This is a genomic window from Streptomyces sp. NPDC023527 (assembly GCF_055560115.1).
Window position 1 is genome coordinate 115488 of sequence record NZ_JBVHJJ010000017.1, and the last position, 18637, is coordinate 134124.

General features: G+C 70.2%; 16 protein-coding genes. 4 read left to right on the forward strand and 12 right to left on the reverse strand.

What is annotated here, in order from left to right:
* Nucleotides 1-15: 15 nt before the first annotated feature.
* Both ACZ303_RS29015 and ACZ303_RS29020 read right to left on the reverse strand, forming a co-directional pair.
* A complete protein-coding gene (locus ACZ303_RS29015; RefSeq protein WP_467343435.1) occupies nucleotides 16-984 on the reverse strand; it encodes an NAD(P)/FAD-dependent oxidoreductase in 969 nt (322 codons plus the stop codon).
* A 292-nt stretch (nucleotides 985-1276) separates the two neighbouring features.
* Nucleotides 1277-2356 carry a ParB N-terminal domain-containing protein gene (locus ACZ303_RS29020; RefSeq protein WP_467343436.1) on the reverse strand — a complete coding sequence of 360 codons (1080 nt, stop codon included), beginning with the start codon at nucleotides 2354-2356 and terminating at the stop codon, nucleotides 1277-1279.
* Nucleotides 2357-2828: 472 nt separating this feature from the next.
* Between ACZ303_RS29020 and ACZ303_RS29025 the strand changes: the two genes are divergently transcribed.
* Nucleotides 2829-4151, forward strand: a complete 1323-nt coding sequence (locus tag ACZ303_RS29025; RefSeq protein ID WP_467343437.1) for an aminotransferase class V-fold PLP-dependent enzyme — start codon at nucleotides 2829-2831, stop codon at nucleotides 4149-4151.
* Nucleotides 4152-4313: 162 nt separating this feature from the next.
* On the opposite strand, the gene ACZ303_RS29030 is transcribed toward ACZ303_RS29025, so the two are convergent.
* From ACZ303_RS29030 to ACZ303_RS29050, 5 genes are all read right to left on the reverse strand, one after another.
* Nucleotides 4314-4811: a cupin domain-containing protein gene (locus tag ACZ303_RS29030; RefSeq protein ID WP_467343438.1), complete on the reverse strand. Its 498-nt coding sequence runs from the start codon at nucleotides 4809-4811 to the stop codon at nucleotides 4314-4316.
* Between the two features lie 102 nt (nucleotides 4812-4913).
* A complete protein-coding gene (locus tag ACZ303_RS29035; RefSeq protein ID WP_467343439.1) occupies nucleotides 4914-5531 on the reverse strand; it encodes a pyridoxamine 5'-phosphate oxidase family protein in 618 nt (205 codons plus the stop codon).
* Nucleotides 5532-5566: 35 nt separating this feature from the next.
* Nucleotides 5567-6772 carry a globin domain-containing protein gene (locus ACZ303_RS29040; protein ID WP_467343440.1) on the reverse strand — a complete coding sequence of 402 codons (1206 nt, stop codon included), beginning with the start codon at nucleotides 6770-6772 and terminating at the stop codon, nucleotides 5567-5569.
* 332 nt (nucleotides 6773-7104) lie between these two features.
* Nucleotides 7105-7653 (reverse strand): nitrobindin family protein, encoded by a 549-nt coding sequence (locus ACZ303_RS29045; protein WP_467343441.1) that lies wholly within the window; start codon nucleotides 7651-7653, stop codon nucleotides 7105-7107.
* A 167-nt stretch (nucleotides 7654-7820) separates the two neighbouring features.
* The gene (locus ACZ303_RS29050; RefSeq protein WP_467343442.1) at nucleotides 7821-9266 is read right to left on the reverse strand and encodes a glyceraldehyde-3-phosphate dehydrogenase; all 1446 of its coding nucleotides are present in this window, start codon (nucleotides 9264-9266) and stop codon (nucleotides 7821-7823) included.
* Between the two features lie 319 nt (nucleotides 9267-9585).
* On the opposite strand from ACZ303_RS29050, the gene ACZ303_RS29055 reads away from it, so the two are divergent.
* Nucleotides 9586-9750 (forward strand): hypothetical protein, encoded by a 165-nt coding sequence (locus ACZ303_RS29055; protein WP_467343443.1) that lies wholly within the window; start codon nucleotides 9586-9588, stop codon nucleotides 9748-9750.
* Entirely contained in the window at nucleotides 9741-10631 is an 891-nt protein-coding gene (locus tag ACZ303_RS29060) for an AraC-like ligand-binding domain-containing protein (protein ID WP_467343444.1), read from the forward strand. The genes ACZ303_RS29055 and ACZ303_RS29060 overlap by 10 nt, the downstream gene beginning before the upstream one ends.
* Here the strand turns inward: ACZ303_RS29060 and ACZ303_RS29065 are convergent.
* The 4 genes from ACZ303_RS29065 to ACZ303_RS29080 all read right to left on the reverse strand — a co-directional run bounded on the left by ACZ303_RS29065 (nucleotide 10612) and on the right by ACZ303_RS29080 (nucleotide 15305).
* The gene (locus tag ACZ303_RS29065) at nucleotides 10612-11517 is read right to left on the reverse strand and encodes an SMP-30/gluconolactonase/LRE family protein (protein ID WP_467343445.1); all 906 of its coding nucleotides are present in this window, start codon (nucleotides 11515-11517) and stop codon (nucleotides 10612-10614) included. The two genes, ACZ303_RS29060 and ACZ303_RS29065, sit on opposite strands and share 20 nt — an antisense overlap.
* A gap of 86 nt (nucleotides 11518-11603) precedes the next feature.
* Nucleotides 11604-13103 carry a cytochrome P450 gene (locus tag ACZ303_RS29070; RefSeq protein WP_467343446.1) on the reverse strand — a complete coding sequence of 500 codons (1500 nt, stop codon included), beginning with the start codon at nucleotides 13101-13103 and terminating at the stop codon, nucleotides 11604-11606.
* Nucleotides 13104-13140: 37 nt separating this feature from the next.
* A complete protein-coding gene (locus tag ACZ303_RS29075) occupies nucleotides 13141-14199 on the reverse strand; it encodes a terpene synthase family protein (protein WP_467343447.1) in 1059 nt (352 codons plus the stop codon).
* 443 nt (nucleotides 14200-14642) lie between these two features.
* Nucleotides 14643-15305, reverse strand: coding sequence for a GGDEF domain-containing protein (locus ACZ303_RS29080; RefSeq protein WP_467343448.1), 663 nt, complete (start codon nucleotides 15303-15305; stop codon nucleotides 14643-14645).
* A 267-nt stretch (nucleotides 15306-15572) separates the two neighbouring features.
* On the opposite strand from ACZ303_RS29080, the gene ACZ303_RS29085 reads away from it, so the two are divergent.
* Entirely contained in the window at nucleotides 15573-16034 is a 462-nt protein-coding gene (locus ACZ303_RS29085) for a DUF779 domain-containing protein (RefSeq protein ID WP_467343449.1), read from the forward strand.
* A gap of 11 nt (nucleotides 16035-16045) precedes the next feature.
* Here ACZ303_RS29085 and ACZ303_RS29090 read toward each other — a convergent pair whose 3' ends face one another.
* Entirely contained in the window at nucleotides 16046-18175 is a 2130-nt protein-coding gene (locus ACZ303_RS29090; protein WP_467343479.1) for a putative bifunctional diguanylate cyclase/phosphodiesterase, read from the reverse strand.
* Between the last annotated feature and the right edge of the window lie 462 nt (nucleotides 18176-18637).

The window sequence follows — 18637 nt, forward strand, 5'->3', positions numbered from 1 at the left end:
GCGGCTTCTCCGGGGTCATGACAGCGGCGTGGCGTCGCGGTCGGTGGAGTGCTCCGGTGCGAGGCGGGAGCCGGGGCGCAGCTCGACCGCCGCATGGTTCGCCGCGGTCGCCGCCTCGCCGAAGCCCACCGAAATGAGCGGGACGCGACCCTCGTAGGTACAGATGTCGCCGACCGCGTAGACCCGCGGAAGATTCGTCCGCATCGCCCTGTCGACCGCGATCTGACGATTCTCCGTCTGGAGCCCCCATTCGGTGATCGGACCCAGGCTGGTGATGAATCCCAGTGCCGCGACAAGGGTCTGCGCGGGCAGCGTCAATTCCTCTTCGCCGATCGTGACGCGTACTCCTGACAGGCATTCTGCGCCATTGCACGCCGTCACCTGCGCATCGGTCAATACGCGAATATCGGCCGCATACATTTGTTTGACGCTGTGCTCGTGTGCACGGAAGGCCGAACGCCGGTGGACGACGGTGACGGACCGGGCGATCGGCGCGAGGGCGAGGGCCCAGTCGACCGCGCTGTCGCCGCCACCCACGATCACCACGTCGCGGTCCCGGTGCTCGTGCAGCCGCGGTACGTGGTACGCCACGCCACGCCCCTCGTAGGGCCGCAGACAGGGCATCGTGCGCGGGACCGAACGGCCGAGTCCGCCCGCGATCACGACGGCTCCGACTCGCACCCGCCCGCCGTCCTCCAGCTCGATCGCCCAGCCCGCCCCGGCGTCCGGCGCCAGGGAGACCGCCGTCCGGCCGAGCAGGTAGTGCGGTTCGAACGGCGCGACCTGGGCGACCAGATCGTCGATCAGTTCCCGGCCCCGCACGGCCGCGTGGCCGGCGACGTCGTAGATCTTCTTCTCCGGGTACAGGGCCGCGATCTGGCCGCCCGGCTCCGGCAGCGCGTCGATCACCGCGCTGGAGAGCCCGCGGAATCCCGCGCAGTAGGCGGCGTACAGGCCGGCCGGACCCGCTCCGACGACGGCCACGTCCACGCTCCTCCCGGCGCCGACCGCGGCCGTTTCCGCGCCACCTGAGGTCGTCTCCATTCGATTACCCGCCTCATTCATCCCGAACTCCGGACCCTTTTGACCTTCGGCGTTTCCGTGCTCGCACAAAGCACAACGGAGGAGACTGTGCTTGGCCTATGAAACTTACCGCCGATCGCAAATTCATCCTTCAGTGCGCTGATCATTCCGTCAAGAAAAGGGGTCGGAACTCCACCGTTCATATACGCGGGCGGGCATTCCATCCCGGTGCGCTCTGCCACTCGACCGCGTCCTACTGATCGACCGCGTCGCCGAGGGCCTGGTCCAGGGCGCTGGCGAACCGCTGCCATTCCCGGGCGTAGGAGTTGGCCAGGTCCGCGACCGTGACCGCGCAGTGCAGCGGCACCGCGGACATCAGCTGTCGCCCTGCCTCGAGATCCGGCGCACGCTCGTTCAGCCAGCGCAGCAGCGCGCGCCCGGACTCGGTGAATCTGAGCGACGGGTCCTTCGCCAAGATCTCGATGCGCTGCGCCCGGCCGCTCTCCGCCCGCTGATCGCCCGCCGACGGCCCGGTGCTCGCCTGGTTCCGGTCTCGGACCCCGCGTGCGGCACGCATGCGGGGCGGCGGAGGATCCTGCTCGTTCTGCTCACTGCGCCGCACCCGTTGCCGGATCTCGCACGCGGTGCTGATCGACACCCCCGCACTGGCGGCGATCTCGTGGAGCGTGGCGCCGGCGTGCTCGGCGAGGAACGCGCGTGCCGCCTCCCGGCGCCGCGCGGCGTCGAGCGGGCGGGAGCGGCCGTCCGCCCCGACCCGGACCTTCGACTGAGGAACTTCCTCGGTCGAAGCCCGACGGACGACGCCCACGGTCTTGGGCGAGAGTCCGGTGATGCGCGCGATCGCGCGGTCCGACAGGTCGGGGTGCGAGACCAGGATCCGCGCGGCCGCGGCCTTTCTGTCCTTGAGCGTCAGTGGCAGGCCGTGGGCGACATTGGCCACCACGGAGCGAATGAAGATCTCGCCGACCGGCCCGTCCAGATACCGGACCGGAATCATCTTCTCCCCCCGGAGCCCGGCGGCCTGGAGGCGATGCATCCCGTCGATCACGCGCCGGGTGTCCCGGTGCACCAGGATCGGCTCGATACTCCGCTGCTGCGCGAGCACCTCGACATGCTCCCGGCTCAGCCCGCCCAGACGAGGCGAGTCGGCAGGCACCAGAGAGTCGACCGGCGCCAGGTGGACATCGGCTCGCTCGCCCTCCGCCGTGGCTTCGAGATCCCGAGTTGTTGTCTTTAACAGGTCCGTCAACGCCCCCACCGCTCCCCGTTGTTTCACACTACAGGTAGATAGGAAATGGTTAACGATCAACATCGCGATCCGTCAAGCCCCCAGTCGAGCCCACCAGCCCCTCAGCGCCAAGCCGGGGGCCTCAGTCGATGATTTTGTGACCATCTCGTCCAGTTGGTTCCTTATGCAGTCTGCATATGCCAGCGACATGATCCCGAGGGTTCTCCCGCTAGGCGCGCCCGGCTTACCCCCTCCCACAGCTCTCGGAGAAGCCGTTTTCCGACCTCAACGGCCCCGTGAGACCGCTCGCCGAAGTTCCGGATGCCGCCCTTGACCGCCCGAAACGGAAGCTGTTAATCTCCCCAAAATTGAGATGATCAAGCACAATTCAATCTCATTGAATAACCGGGGGGTTTCGACAGCAAACCCCGATAAATCGACCACGGTGCACCACCACCGCCTTCGCCCGGCAATTCATCCGGTGCTGCATCCGGTGATACATAGCCACTGCATAACACTTTATGGAGGGGTAAACGTGTCTCTTTCACGTCGCAATATGCTGGTCGGCTCCGGCATCGCGGCCTCCGCGCTGACCTTGGGGCCCATCGGGAACACTGCCGCACAAGCCGCTGCCCAAACGGCCGCGTCCCAGCCCTTCGCGCCGCACGACTGGAAATCCGTCCGTGCGCAGTTCCTGCTCCGGCCCGACTACGCACATCTGTCGAACTTCTTCTTCGCCTCGAACCCGACCCCCGTTCGCGAGGCGATCGCAAAGTATCGGAAGGCGTTCGACGAAAACCCGTACAACTTCCTCGACGACAACATGTTCGAGCGCGACCAGGACATGCTGTGGCGCAAGGTATGCGCCGCCGCCGCCGAATACACCGGCGGGCAACCCCACGAGATCGCCCTCACCAGCAGCACCACCATGGGGCTCGCCCTCATCTACAACGGCCTGCGCCTGAAGCCGGGCCAGGAGATTCTGACCACCACGCACGAGTTCTACCCGCACCACGAATCAATACGTCTGGCCTGCGACAAGTGGGGCGCGAGCTGGCGCAAGATTCCGCTATACGAATCCTCGCTGAACTTCTCCGCGGACAAGGCCATAGAACGGATACGCGCCGCCGTGCGCCCCAATACCCGGGTCGTCGGTGTCACCTGGGTCCATTCCAACACCGGCGTGCGGCTGCCGATAGCCAAGGTCGCGGCCGTCATCGAGGACCTGAACCGCAACCGCGACGAGGCGGACCGCATCCTGCTGGTGGTGGACGGAGTCCACGGCTTCGGCGTGGCCGACGAGGACGTCGCGAAGATGGGCTGCGACTTCTTCTCCGCGGGTACGCACAAGTGGATCCTCGGACCGCACGGAACCGGAATCATCTGGGGGAAGGCGGAGAGCTGGAAGCATGTCCAGCCGACCATTCCCAGCCTGATGGCCCCGGAAACGGAGGACGCCTGGCGGCAGGAACGCCCGCCGCACGGCCCGACCGAAGCCGCGTGGATCAGCCCGGGTGGCTTCTTCGCGTATGAACACCAGTGGGCCACTGTCGAGGCGTTCCACTTCGTCCGGCAGATCGGCCGCAAGCGGATCCAGGACCGGATCCTCGAGCTGAACGGCCAGATCAAGGAAGGCCTGGCCCGCATGAAGCACGTCACGCTCCACACGCCGCTCGACCCCACAGTGTCCGCGGGCATCGTGACCTTCGACGTCCAGGGCTACAAGCCGAAGGACGTCGTACAGATCCTCCGTGACAACCGGGTCGTCGCAAGCGCCACGCCGTACGCGGTTCCGCATGTGCGTCTGTCGGCCGGAATCGTCAACTTCCCGAAGGAGATCGACAAGGCTCTGAAGATCGTACGGTCACTGGCTCGATGACCCGCGATCACTGTCGCGGCGCTCCGGCACGCTGGAGGCGCAGCAATCGCGAGGCGTTCACCGGCGTGCTCTGGTGGGTCGGCGGCGCCTTCGCCGTGATGTGGGCCCTGAGGCTCTGCCCGCCCAAGCACACGAACAGCCGGGCCAGGTGAGCCAGTTCCGCTAGGACCTCTCCGAAGGAGCCTGGTGGGAGCTGGTTCGGTAGCGGCTGCGGAATTCGGCCAGGAGTTCGTCGGTCACCTCGGCGCCGGCGCTTACCGCGGCGTGGACGTCGCGGAAGTAGTTCTCGTAGCCGGCCGGGGTGTAGAGGCACAGGGCGAGGGCGGGGACCGGGCCCGCGTTGCGGAAGCCGTGGGGGGTGCCGCGGGTGGCGGCGAGCAGGTGGCCCGGGCCGGCCGTCACCTCGCCGTCTCCGTTGTGGAGGGTCAACTCGCCTTCGAGGACGTAGAAGTACTCGTCGTGTCCGTCGTGCACGTGTGGCCTGGCGCCGATGGTGCCGGGGGCGAGGGTGAACTCCTCGAAGGCGAAGTGCCCGCCCGTGTGCTCGCTGGTGAGCCGGAAGAAGTGCGCGACACCGGCGACGTCTATGAGTTCGCCGTCCTCGGGGCGGCGCAGCAGCGGACGTGCGGGGGTGGGGACCGGGGCCTGGTGATCAGTCATGGGGGCATTGTGACCCAGGAGCCGGCCGGGGGATCTTGCCGACCCCGCCGCCGACGGCCATGAGCCCGCGCTCGTCAGGATCACGGGCCCGAGTTCACTTGTTCACGGAAGGCTCGGCCAGTGTGCCGTATGGGGCTTGGTGAAGTAGTCCGCGTCCTTGGGGCGGGCCGCGTCGCGGCCGGCGGGGCGGGGGGCCGGTTCCAGGTGGGGTATGTACTTGGAGCAGTGGATGTAGGCCTCCTCGATGGTGAGGTGGACCCACAATTCCGGACTGCGCCCGGGCGCGACGTCCGTGGGCAGGTCGGGACGGATGCTGCGGAGGTCGCTGTCGCGGTAGAGGTGGGCCACGCCGTTGATGTGAAGCCCCACGTGATGGTGGGTGAAGTCCACGAAGAGCATGCCGAGGTGAGGGTTCTCGATCACGTTGCCGGCGCTGGCCAGCACACCGTTCCCGCGGAACTCGGGGTAGGCCAGTGTGTAGTCGTCGATCACATGGACGAACCCCGGTGGCCCGGCCCGGAAGCTGGCGTCGCATTCCCCGTGGGAGTCGGCGGTGGCCAGGAAGACCATTGCCTGGCGGCCGATGAAGTCCCGCATTTCGGAGGTCAGATGGCGACGCACCTGTTGATCGTAGAACCGGGCGGCGCGGTCGGCGGTGCCCAGTTGCTGCTGCAGCTGGTGTTCGCCCGCTGATCCGAAAGGTGGCGGAGGCAAGGTCACGAGAGGGTCTCCTGGACGGCGGACAGGGGGGTGGCTCAGGGAGTGGACAGGACGGGGGTCTCGAACGGGTCGTGATGGATGCGGTCGGGCGGGGTGCCGTTGAGGATGAGCGCCTCCCTGGCGGAGGCGACCATCGGAGCCGGGCCGCTGAGGAAGGCGTCGTGCTCGTACCACGGCCCGTATTCGGCCAGGACTTCCGGCAGGGATCCGCGGATTCCGGGGATGTACTCGTGGGAGACCGCGGCCCTGATGGTCAGCCAGTGGTGCCGTTGGGCCGTCCGGAGCATGTCGTCGACCCCGTACAGCTCGGCCCCGGTCCGGGCGCCGAGGAACAGATCCACTGTGTGACGTCCCCCTCGGTGGGCGACCTCTTCGATGAGTGCGCGGATCGGGGCGAGACCGGTGCCGCCGGCCACGAAGAGCAGTTGTTCGCTGTGGTCGGCCGCGTCCAGGACCATGTCGCCCATCGGGGGCCCCAGCCGGAGTACGTCGCCCACCGCCGCTCGGTGCACCAGTGCGTCGCTGACCGAGCCACCGGCCACCGCACGCACGTGGAAGGTGAGTGTGCCGTCCTCACGAGGCGCGTTGGCGGGCGAGTAGTAGCGCCACCGCTTCGGCCACCAAGGCGTCTCGACGCTCACATACTGGCCCGCGGCGTACTCATAGGCCATATGCGGGCGCACGGTGATTTCGGCGATGCCGTGGCCGCGCGACACGCGGTGCACGACCGTGGCGGGCCACACGGCGGGGCGTACCGCCTCGTCCTGTTCGGCCGCACTGATCATGACCTGGGCGACCGTGCCGTACGCCTTCGTCCAGGCGGCTGCGATGTCCCGGGTCCACGCGGGGCCGGCGTACCGGGCCAGAGCGGCGAGGAGACACTCGCCCACGGCCGGGAAGTGTGCGGCGAGGGTGCCGAATTTGCGGTGATCGCGGCCGAGGTGTCCGCAGAAGCGGACGAGGCTCTCGGGGTCGTCGGCCAGATCCACGATGCGCAACAGTGCGCGCAGGAGGCGGTCGCGCTGGGTGTCCATCCCTTGCGGGAACAGCGAACGGACCTGGGGATAGCGCGCGAAAAGTATTGTATAGAAATAGACCGTTATCTCCCCGGCGAGGGGCTCGACCACCGACAGGGAAGTCCTGATGAGGTCTATCTCGTGGTCCGACAAGGGCGCTTCGACGGGCTCCGGCGCTCCGGTGGGTACGGCCTGGGCAGGCGCCGGGGCCGGAGACGGACGCACGGATGTGTTGCTCGGCCGACCGATCCGGAACCTCAAGGCGTCAGCGCTCCCCGTCTGCTGTTCGACGGGGAGGGAGCGGCATAGGGGTCGAGTGGAGCCAGCATGAGTCCTCGCCGGGGTGCGGAATCGATGAAGCGGACGGAGTGCTTCCGGATGCCACACGATCCTCAATGACGATCACGAGGTGGGGAAGAGCCGCACCCACTAGAACTCGGGGCCGCATCTTGTCGCATTGCCCTGACCGGATCCCACCGGTGTGAGGATTTGGGGGACATATCGAGCCGCTGTCGCGGCGCCCCGGGCGAACGCCGGCCGGCGTACCTCCTCGCGGCTCAGTTGGTGACCTCGCGTCGAAGCCGCGCAGCGAGGTGGTGTTGCAGGGGCTGACCGACCGCCGCGAGGTCGTGGGCGAAGTCGAGCGTGTCCTCGTCGGTCAGGGTGTAGCGGCGGCGGGTGGCACTGACCTCCTTGGCGGTGGGAGTGCGGGCCACCTCGTGGCTGGTGAGGTCGACCGTGCCGGCGTCGGCGCGGCCCACCGAGATCTCCGCGATGCCCGTGGGTTGGGTGATCAATGCCTCGACGTGCCCCTCGGGCCGCAGCCGCCACCAACCGCTCTCCCGGGCCGACGGCCGCAGCGGGGTGCCGTCCGCGTCGAGCAGCCAGGCGCGCGCCTCGTAGTGGAGGAAGGGACGCCCGTCGTGGCTGAAGGTGACCTCCTGCGCGTACGCGAACCCCTCGGCGAGCGTCGGGTACTCGCCGCGGCCCCGGCCGACCCAGGTGCCCAGGAACCCGATCAGCGGCGCGAGCAGTGCGTGCGGCGCGGGTGCTTCGTCCGGTCGAAGGGCGTCGGGGTACGGGTGCTTCCGGGCGGGGTCGGACATGCTGCGCGCTCCTGGGTCGAGGCCGGTGCCGGGTGGCAGCCTAGGGCGTCGATCCGCCGGTACGGCAAGGGCGCCCGACCCGAGCCTTCGCTCGGGTCGGGCGCCCTTCCGCGACGCGTCCGCGCGGCGGCCCCCGCCGGGCCGCCGGATCACGGAGTCCGTCCGGGTCAGACCACCGGGACGGGGTAGGTCGGGTACTCCACCCCGGAGACGTGCTGGACGACGCGGATGACCTGGCAGGAGTAGCCGAACTCGTTGTCGTACCAGAGGTAGAGGATCGCGTTGTCGCCGTCGACCTTGGTGGCGCCGGCGTCGACGATCGAGGCGTGGCGCGAGCCGATGAAGTCGCTCGAGACCGCGTCGGGGGCGGTGGTGAAGTCGATCTGGCGCTTGAGCGGCGAGGTCAGCGACACGTCGCGCAGGTAGTCGAGGACCTCCTCGCGGGTGGTCTCGCGCCCGAGCCGCAGGCTGAGGATCGCGATCGAGACGTCCGGCACGGGGACGCGGATCGAGCTGCCGGTGATCGGCGCCTTGAGATCGGGCAGCGCCTTGGCGACGGCCGAGGCGGCACCGGTCTCGGTGATGACCATGTTGAGCGGCGCGGAGCGGCCGCGACGGTCGGCGCTGTGGTAGTTGTCCAGCAGGTTCTGGTCGTTGGTGAACGAGTGGACGGTCTCCACGTGGCCGCGCAGGACGCCGTACTCGTCCGCCATCGCCTTCAGCGGCGGGACGATCGCGTTGGTGGTGCAGGACGCGCAGGACAGGATCTGCTCGTCCGGCTTGATCGTGTCGTGGTTGACGCCGTGCACGATGTTGGGCACGTCGCCCTTGCCCGGAGCGGTCAGGACGACCTTGTCGACGCCGGGGCGCAGGTGCTTCGACAGGCCCTCGCGGTCGCGCCACTTGCCGGTGTTGTCGATGAGGATGGCGTTCTTGATGCCGTACGCCGTGTAGTCGACCTCCGACGGGTCCCCGGCGTAGATCACCTTGATCTCGTTGCCGTTGGCGATGATCGTGCTGTTCGCCTCGTCGACGGTGATCGTGCCCTGGAACTGGCCGTGGATGGAGTCGCGGCGCAGCAGCGAGGCGCGCTTGACGATGTCCTGCTCGCCGCCCCGGCGGACGACGATGGCACGCAGCCGCAGGCCGTTGCCGGAGCCGGCCTTCTCGATGAGCAGGCGGGCGACGAGGCGGCCGATGCGGCCGAAGCCGTAGAGGACGACGTCGCGCGGCTCGCGGCGCTCGATCTTGTTGTCACCCGTGGCGCCGACGACGGCCTCGGCGGTGAACGCCTCCACCGACAGACCGCGGTCGTCGGCCTTGTACGTCGCGGCGAGCATGCCGATGTCGATCTGCGAGGGGCCGAGATCGAGGGTGGTGAGGGCCTGCAGGAACGGCAGCGTCTCGGTGACCGAGAGCTCCCCACCCGCTATCTGCCGAGCGAACCGGTGGGTCTTGAGGATGCTGACCACCGACTTGTTCACCAGGGAGCGGCTGTGGAGGAGGACCGTGACGTCCCGCTCCCGGTGCAGCTTCCCGATGATCGGGATCATCGACTCCGCGATCTCCTCGCGGTTCTTCCAGTTAGTGAACGAGTCGTCGTTGACAGTCACAGGCTTATCTCTCGATCGAGCTAGGCGGTGCTCATATGCTAACCCCCTGCCGTTTTGATCATTCAAGCGGTGTGGGTCGGGTGAGTGCGGCGGCCGGATCCGCGCCGGAATGCGGCTCCACAGGGCATTAATTTGTCCCCATTTGCCACTTTCTGATCTGATACGCGGCCGTGGCCGTCCTCACCCTCTACCCCTCGCGGGCAGCGCGGGGCTCACCGGCCATGTTTGGAGCACGGTGAGCCATGTCCCCGGAGGGAGAGCGCGGAACGCCGAGCCGGTGTCGCAAGCTGAACGCCGGTTCACCGCTTGGAGGGGGCCCATGGCGTACACGGAGCTCGACACGACCGGTCTGCCGCCGGAGCACAGGTTCGAATGGTGGCGCGAGATGGTGGGGCAGGGGGTGGCGCCCACCCGGATCACCAGCGACCACGCCGCCGACTTCGTCGGCCGTGCGGGGGCCCTGCCTTGGGGCCGGTGCAGTTGACGACCATGTCCTTCCCCGCGCTGAGGTCGGAGCGCCCCGCGGAGCTCGTCCGTCGCTCCGACCCGGAGACGTTCGAGCTCACCTTGATCCTCGGCGGAGCGATGCGGGTGGCCCAGGACCGCAGCGAAACGTATCTCTCCGCCGGTGACTTCGCGATGTGGACCTCCTCGCGCCCGTACAGCGGACAAGCCCTCAGCAGCCCGGCGCTCGGCGCTTCGCGCGCCATCATCCTGCATCTGCCGCAGGCGCTCGTCCCACTGCCGCAGGACAGGCTCCGGCCGTTGCTCGCGCGCGGGTTACCGGCGAGGTCGGGGATGGGCAGGATCCTCGCCCAGTACCTGGAGTCCCTGTGGCAGGAGGCGCCCGGTCTGGACGAGGAGAGCGGCGGCCTGCTCGGCAGGGCGGGCCTCGACCTGGCCACCGGCTTCCTCGCCCAGCAGATGGGCGCCCAGGAGCGTCTCCCGCCGGAAACCCGGCACCAGGTCCTGCTGGCCGCCATCGACACCTTCATCGAGGACAATCTGGCCGATCCCCGGCTCGCCCCCGACGCCATCGCCGCCCGCCACCACATCTCCGTACGCCTTCTCCACCAGCTCTTCCGCGGCCGGCCGGAGACGGTGGCCGCCAGGATCCGGCGCCGACGGCTGGAGCGGTGCCACGAGGACCTCGCGTCCCCCCGGTTCCGCACTCTGCCGGTGCACGCCATCGGGGCGCGGTGGGGTCTGACCACCCCGGCAGGGTTCAGCCGCGCGTTCCGGGCGCGTTACGGCATCTCCCCGGGAGAGCACCGGAAGGCGTCGTCGGGCGCGCCCGCCTCCGCACCGGGCGACGGGCGGCGCGACCCCTTGCGGCCCGTCCCCGTCAGCCGACCCGCACCCTGAGGATGCGGCCGGAGGCTTCCACGACGAACAGGTCGCGCCGCGGGTCGTGGTCGCCGAAGGCGCGGGCCACCCGGACACTGCTGGGCATCCGCAGGCCGTTCACCAGCACGCAGGAGCGTCCGGTCGCGGGGTCCACCCGGATCAGTTCGCCGTCGCGGAAGCTCGCGACCACCAGGTCGCCGCCGAAGGAGGTGAGGTCGTCGAGAAGCTTGATCTTCAAGGGGTTCGAGCTGAGGCTGACGACCGTGGTGTGGTGCGCCGGGTCCTTCAGGGGGATCCGTACGACCGGCGACGAGGTGTCGGTGATGACGCTCGCGTACAGCTGGTCACCGACGATCTCCAGGCCGTTGGTGCCGAAGACGTTCGCGGCCTTCGTCCACTCCTCGTCCTTCGTGCCGTCCGGGCGTATCTTGAGGACGCCGGTGGCCAGCTCGCGGCTGACGTAGAAATTGCCCTCGTCGTCGATGGCCAGGCCGTTGATGCCGGAGATCCCGTCCACCACCTTCTGCGGCCGGGGTTCCGCGGCGGTCGGGTCGAACCGCATGATGCCGCCGTGCGGAGTCAGCGGGTTCACACCGTAGTTGACGTACATCATCCCGTCGGGGCCGCGCCGGATGCCGCCGGGCCCGGGCACCGGGAAGCTGGTCCTCAGCTTCCCGTCGGGGGTGTACCCCTCGACCCGGTGCTTGGTGACGTGCGCGACCCAGAGCATGCCGCGCCCGTCGAACTCCAGATTCTCCCGCCAGTCCAGCAGCGGTATGCCGCCCTCCCGGAACACCTCCACGCCCGCGCGCTCCGGGCACCGCTCCAGGGCCGCGGCGGCGGGGGCGTCCGCCGCCGCCACCCCCGGACCGCCAAGCACCGTCGCCGCCAACAGACTTGCCACGATTGCCACCGAACGAATATTCATGCCACTCGTTCTATCGCTTCGGCCCCACCGTCAACAGCCATCCGTCTGCCAATGGGTGGCCACTACAGCATCCGGTCGGCCTTCCTGGCCTCCACCGTCATCGGCAGCTGATCCGGATGGACGTCGATAGTGGCGATCTTGCGGACGGGGATGCCCGGGACCGGCTGGAGGCGCCAGTGGCGGCAGATCTCGGCCAGGGCGACGACGAGTTCGGTGTAGGCGAAGGTGTTGCCCATGCATTTGTGCGCGCCCGCGCCGAAGGGGATGAAGGCGCCCTTGGGCAGGTGTTCCGCGCGGCCCGGCAGCCAGCGGTCGGGGTCGAAGGCGTCCGGGTCGGGGAACCAGCGCGGGTCGTGGTGGAGCGCGTACGGGCTGTAGAGGACCTCACCGCCCGCGGGCACCGTGACGTCGCCGAGGCGGACGGGGACCAGGGCGCGCCGGGTGAACATCCAGACCGCGTAGAGCCGCAGGGTCTCGGTGATGACCCGGGAGGTGTACTCCAGCGAGGAGAGGTCGGCATAGCGCGGCGGGCGGTCGCCGAGGACGGTGTCGAGCTCGTGGTGGACGCGGGCCTCCACGTCGGGGTGGCGGCCCAGCTCGTGGAAGACCCAGGCCAGGGTGGCGCCCGTGGTCTCGATGCCGGCTATGGCGAAGTTGACGACCTGGTCGTGGATCTCCTGGTCGGTCAGCCCCCGGCCATCCTCGTCGCGCAGCGACAGCAGCATCGACAGCAGGTCGCCGTGGTCCTTCCCGGCGCCGCGGTACGCGCTGATCGTCTCGTCGACGGCGCGGCCCATGTCGCCGATGGCCCGGGCGAAGCGGTGGTTGCCGGGGGTGGGGAGCCTGGACCACCACTCGGGCAGGATCGTGCGGACCATGGCGCCGCGCAGCAGGACCGGCACGCTGCGCTGGACCGCCTCGGATGCCCGGCGGGTGAAGCCGGCGGTGAAGAGGGTGTTGGTGAGCATCGCGAAGGAGAGGTCGTTCATCACCTCGCCCACGGACACCACGTGCCCCGGCCGCCAGGACGCGACGGCGGCCTCGACGGCCTCGCGCATCAGGGGTGAGTAGTCGATCAGCTTCCGGCGCTGGAAGGCCGGCTGGAGGATGCGGCGCTGCCGGACGTGGGCCGCGCCGGAGACGGTCCCCACCCCCGCCCCGAAGAACGCCGCGGTCTTCTCGAAGAGGCGGCCCCGCTCGAAGTCGCGGGCGTCGTCGACGAGGACACGGTGCACCAGCGCCGGGTGGGTGAGCGCGTAGGCGGGCAGCGGTCCCAGACGGATCCGTACGACGTCACCGTGGGCGGCCAGCGAGGTGACGAACCCCAACGGGTCCCGCATCAACGACGGTGCGTGGCCGATCAGCGGCCACGCACCTGGGGCCACGAGCGCGCCGCCACCACCCCCGGCGGAGCCGCCTTCCCGTCCGGGCGCCGGCTCCTCCGTCGTGAGCGGGCCCGCCTTCGCGTGCTGCTTCGCCTGGTCGTCGATCACAGGTGTTCCCTCGCATTCGCTCGTGGCGTGGATCTCCGTGTCGAGGGTGTCGATCGCCGGGGTGTCCATGGTGGGTTTCGGCGGCCTGGGGCCGGCGGGCGCGGAGTCATGCTGCGGGGGCAGTCGCCACCTCCTCGGCCGCGGGGACCGCCCGGCCTTCCGGTACCCATTCCTTCCACGCGAGTCGCACTTGAACCGCGCTGCGGTCCTTCAGGCGCTGCACGGGGGCGTAGCGCGGCGAGAGCTGATGGGCCTCGGTCACACCGACGAGCAGGTGGTGGAACGCGTCGAGCCACCAGACGAGGTGCGGGGTGTGGGCGCGCATGCCCTGCCCCAGCTCGTGCAGGTCGTCCAGGACGGCGGCGTGCATCCCGGCCACCCGCCGGCATGCCTCGACCCATGAGAGGCCGTGCTCGCGGGCGGTGATGCAGACGAGGTTGGGCAGGCCGTCGTCCTCGTCCTTCTCGACGCCGTAGAGGTCGTTGAAGAAGACGTAGAGGGTCTCGGTGAGGTGGTACGCCTCACGGATCCGGGGGCCGTACGCGTCCGGGGGCAGCTCCTTGCCGTAGGCGTATTGCAGGAGGTCGAGCCAGATGGTCTGGCCGGACGTGCGCCGCCGGACGTCGATGTACTGGGCGGTTCCGGGGTATTGGCCGAGGCGTTCGACCATGGCCGCCTCGTCGTTGGTGGAGTGGTACCAGGCGGTGAGGTTCGTACCGAGGCGGTGGATCCATCGCGGGCTCATGCCGGCCCGCCGGAACTCCCGCCCGAGCTCCCACCAGCCACGGGCGAAGCGGTCGTCGCGCGAGGGCTCGGGCAGCCCGCCCATGACCGCCCGCCCGATGCGCTCCGCTTCCCGGGGGTCTATCCCGACCCCTTCTATCCGGTCGTCGTGGAACGCCCACAGTGCCAGGAGCCTGGCGATGGTGGCCTGACGAGCCGGTGCCGCCAGGGGATAACTACGCCGGGCGAAGAGGTCCGATCGCAGGATCGTGTTGTACCTCCTGCGCTCTTCGTCCGAGGTGAGCAGCCCCAATTGGTCCAGCCAGAGTTGTACCTCCTCCTCCGCGTCGGAGGTCGGGCACGGGTCCGGCAGACGGTTCCAGGGCTCGGGGTACAGCAGATAGATCTCTTGCACGGTGACAGCAGCCGTTGGGGAGTTCATTTTCTGGGTCCTCGTTGTACGCCGGCGGTGCGCGAAAACAGTGCTGTTACTGGCGAGGTGACGTTCTTCGCTCATGAAACGGTCACAGCGTGCCCCGGAACGCCCGGGTCCGCCGCGGGCGGTCCGGGGGTGGGTACGGCCGGGATACGCCGGATGTCCATAGGGGGTCCGCCTCTCTGTGGCCGGGATCTGACCCGAGCATCCCCACTCCGCGTGAGTGCCACCAGGACGGAGGGTGTCGAAATGAAGCACTAGGGAGCGCGCGGTGCATTCGTCATCACTGCATGAGCCAGTGGACTAGTACGCGCGCTCCTGCGCCCCTGCCTGCGACGACTCCGGGCGGCGAGGCCGCGGTCCGGTGCCGGCACCGTGGAGTCGGCGGCTCCGGTCGGCCGTGGTCCGGAGGGAACGCTCGGTGAGTGCGCGGGTGGATCAACCTGTCGTCACGACGCTTTCCGGCGGGTGCTGGACAGGAGGGTCAGATGGGTGCCCGGGCGGCCCGCGCGGCGGCCGTTGGTGGTGCGGTAGACGTCCACGGGGCCCGCGGGGCGCCAGTGCTGGCCGAGTCGCTTGGCGGTGTACATCGCCTCGTCAGCGCCCCGCAGCAGGTCCGAGAGCCCGGCGCCGGGGCGGTGGGCGGTGCGGCACAGGCCGATCGAGGCACGGGGCGAGAGCGTCGCCGCGCCGGTGTCCAGCGGCGCGGAGAGCCGGGCGGAGAGCCCGTACGTCAGCTCGGTGTGCGGGTCGGCGTCCGGCGCGAGGCGGATCACCGCGGTGAACTCGTCGCCGCCCAGCCGGGCCGCGAAGCCGCCCCGCTCCCGGCACCAGGCCGACAGGCGTCGCCCGACCGCCGCGATGACCTGATCGCCGACCGCGTGACCGTGGGTGTCGTTGATCTGCTTGAAGCCGTTGAGGTCCAGCAGCAGCACGGCGGCGTGCGGGTGCTTGATGGCCCGCTGGGCGCGCGTGGTGAACTCGTCGCGGCACATCAGCCCCGTGAGGGGGTCGGTGCGGGCGGTGCGCAGGCGGCGGACGAGGACGAAGACGTGGGCTGCCCAGCCGACGGTCGGGGCGGCTATGGGCAGTGCCTGGAGAAGGAGGTTCATCGGGCACCTTCCGGAACGGAGAGTGGCCCGTCGCGTCGTCGCGGTGGGAGCGCGGGCGGGCCGGTGGGTGGGTCCGGTCATGCTGGAGATCCCCACTTCTGCCGTGCGGGAGCGAGTGACGGCGAACACCTCTTCGCCGCAAGGGCGTCCATGAGCCAGAGCCTCCGCCGGTGCCCGCCTCTGGCGGTCCGCGTCCGGCCCCGGCAGGCTGTCCTGACCGGCCCGCCCGGCGGCGGCGCCGGCCGACACGTCGGAGGAGGTACGGTCATGGGCCCTCGCAGGAGCACTGGTTCACCGTTGCCGGAGGACTCCGCGCCGGCGCCGTCGCGGAGCGCGCGCCAGGACCGCGGCCGCGCCGTCGCGCGCGTCGCCCTCACTGCGGAGGCCGCCCGGCTGCTGCGCCGGCTGCGCGCGGAACACGGGCCGCTGATGTTCCATCAGTCCGGTGGCTGTTGCGACGGCAGCTCGCCCATGTGCTATCCGGACGGGGAGTTCCGTACAGGCGCCTCCGATGTGCTGCTCGCGGAACTCGCCGTCGAGGGGGTGGCCGAACCGGTCGGCTTCTGGATGTCGGCCGACCAGTTCGAGCGCTGGCGCCACACCCACCTCACGGTGGATGTGGTGCCCGGGCGCGGCAGCGGCTTCTCCCTCGAAGCGCCGGAGGGGGTGCGGTTCCTGGTCCGCTCGCGGCTGCTGACCGACGACGAGACGCGCCGGCTCTCCGGCTGACGGCAGGGTGCCTACGACACCGCGTCCACCAGCGACAGCATGCACAGCCGCTCCGGCGGCCCCGGCCGGGCGTAGTACCAGCCCTGGGCGGTGTCACAGCCCAGCACCCGCAGGTGGTCGGCCTGGGTGCCCGTCTCGACGCCCTCCACCGTCACCGACAGGTCGAGGGTGTGGGCGAGGGAGACGATCCCCTCGACGATCTTCACATCGACGGGGTCGGCCGGAGCGTGCTGCATGCCGCGTGTGAAGGAGCGGTCGAGCTTGAGCGTGCTGACGGGCAGCCGGCGCAGGTAGGAGAGGTTGGAGTAGCCGGTGCCGAAGTCGTCGAGGGCGATGTCGACGCCCATGTCGGCGAGTTGCCGCAGCGGCCGCAGCTCCGCCTCGTCGGCACCGATCAGCGCGTTCTCGGTGACCTCCAGGCACAGGGCGGACGGCGCCAGGCCGGCGTTCTCCAGGACGGCGACGGTGTCGGCGACCAGGGAGGGGTAGCGCAGCTGGGAGGGCGAGAGGTTGACATTGACCCGCATCGGCGCCTGGCACTTGCCCTCGCTGCGCCACGCGCGGGCCTGCCGGGCGGACTCCTCCAGCACCCAGCGCCCCAGCGGCACGATCAGGCCCGTGCTCTCGGCGAGCGGGATGAACTGGTCGGGTCCGAGCACGCCGTGCAGGGGGTGCAGCCAGCGTACGAGCGCCTCGGCGCCGCGCACGGTGCCGTCGCTGAGCCGTACCAGCGGCTGGTACTCGATGAAGAACTCGCCGTTCTCCAGCGCCCCGGGCAGGCAGTTGGTCAGGCTGTGCCGGGCGATGACCCGTGCGTCGGAGTCCGCGTCGGCGAGCTCGTAGCGGTTGCCGCCGGCGGCCTTGGCGCGGTACATGGTGATGTCGGCGCTGCGCAGCACCTCGGCGGGGCCCAGCTCCCCGGCGATCCCGTCGACGATGCCGATGCTGGCCCGTACGGACAGGTCGCGGCCCTCGACGTGGACGGGGTCGGAGAGCGCGGCCAGCGTCCGCCGGGCGAGCGCGGCGGCGTCGCTCGGCGCGTGCGGACCGGTGAGCAGGGCCACGAACTCGTCGCCGCCCAGGCGGGCGACGAGCTCGTCCGGGCCGGTGGCGCAGGAGCGCAGCCGCTCGGCGACGGCGACGAGCAGCTGGTCGCCCACGGCGTGGCCGAGGCTGTCGTTGACGGCCTTGAAACCGTCGAGGTCGAGGTAGCACAGGCCGAAGCGGCCGGCGGCGCCGTGGTCGGTGTCGAGCGCCCGGTCGAGCGCTTCGAAGAACAGGGTGCGGTTGGGCAGTCCGGTGAGGGCGTCGTGGGTGGCCTCGTAGCGGAGCTGTTCGTGCAGCAGGCGGCGCTCGGTGATGTCCTCCATGAGCGCGAGCTGGTACTGGGGGCGGCCGTTGGCGTCCCGCAGGAGGGCGACGGACAGGTCGGTCCACAGCACGCTGCCGTCACTGCGGTAGTACGGCTTCTCGACGCGGTAGTAGTCGCGGTCGCCGCGGATCAGCTCGCGGTACAGGCCCCAGACCTCCGGCCCGTCGTCGGGGTGGACCCACTCGCCGACGTTGCGGCCGGTCACGTCGTGGGCCATGCTGCCGAACATCCGGACGAGGGCGTCGTTGACGTCCATGATGCGGCCGTCGACGTCGGCGATGCCGACCCCTATGGCCGCGCCCTCGAACACCGCCCGGAACCGGGCCTCGCTGGTATGCAGGGCCTTCTCCGTCTCGGCCTGCGCGGCGAGCGCGGCACGGGAGAGGGCTTCCTGCTCGGTGAGGGTGCGCTCGCGCAGGGCGCGGGCGAAGCCGGCGGCGACGGCGTGCTGGAGGCGGGTGCAGCGGTCGCGGGCCTCCTCGGCGGACAGGGCGCCGCCGGGCGGGCAGTGCGCCACGAGGTGGGTGTCGATGGTGCCGAGGATCAGCGGCAGGGCTTCGGGGTCGGTGCAGTGCGCCCGGACCAGCGCGGCGCCGGTCTCCCCGGCGGGCGCCGGGTCGAACTCCGGGGCCCGCAGCGCCCGGCCGAGCCGTTCCGCGAGGGGGACGAGATAGCGCTCGAACTCGGCGCGGGTCATGGAGGTCGTGGTGGCGGGGTAGACCGCGCGGCTCCAGACGGCGGCGAACCGCTGGACGCCCTCCTCGTCCAGGGGTGCGGCGGAGGCGTCGGGGGCGGGTGCGGCGTGCGGCGTGGGCCGGTCGTCCCGCCCGCCCGTACGGGCCTCGTCGCGGCCCGCGCTCCGGCCGCCACCGCAGACGTCACAGCCGCCGGCGCCGGCACCACCCGTACGAGCGATGTGCTCGCCGTCGCGCGCCCCTTGGGGTGCGCCGGGCCCGCTCGTACCGGCGGCTCCCCGGTCGGTGCGGTGGTCGTCCGGGTGGTGGCCCGTCCCGCCCGTCCGGCCGTCGCCGTCCCCGTCGTCCCGCGCCTCGTGGCGTGCCTCGTCGCGCGCCTCGTCCTGTGCTTCGGCCCGTGGACGGCCGTCTCGCGCGCAGACGCCGGCGGGCCTGCCCGGCGTGGCGTCCACGGCCGACACCACCGGCACGGCCGACCTCCCGCTCCCGATACCCACCCCGACCCCGGCTCCGCTTCCGATTCTGGTTCCGCTTGT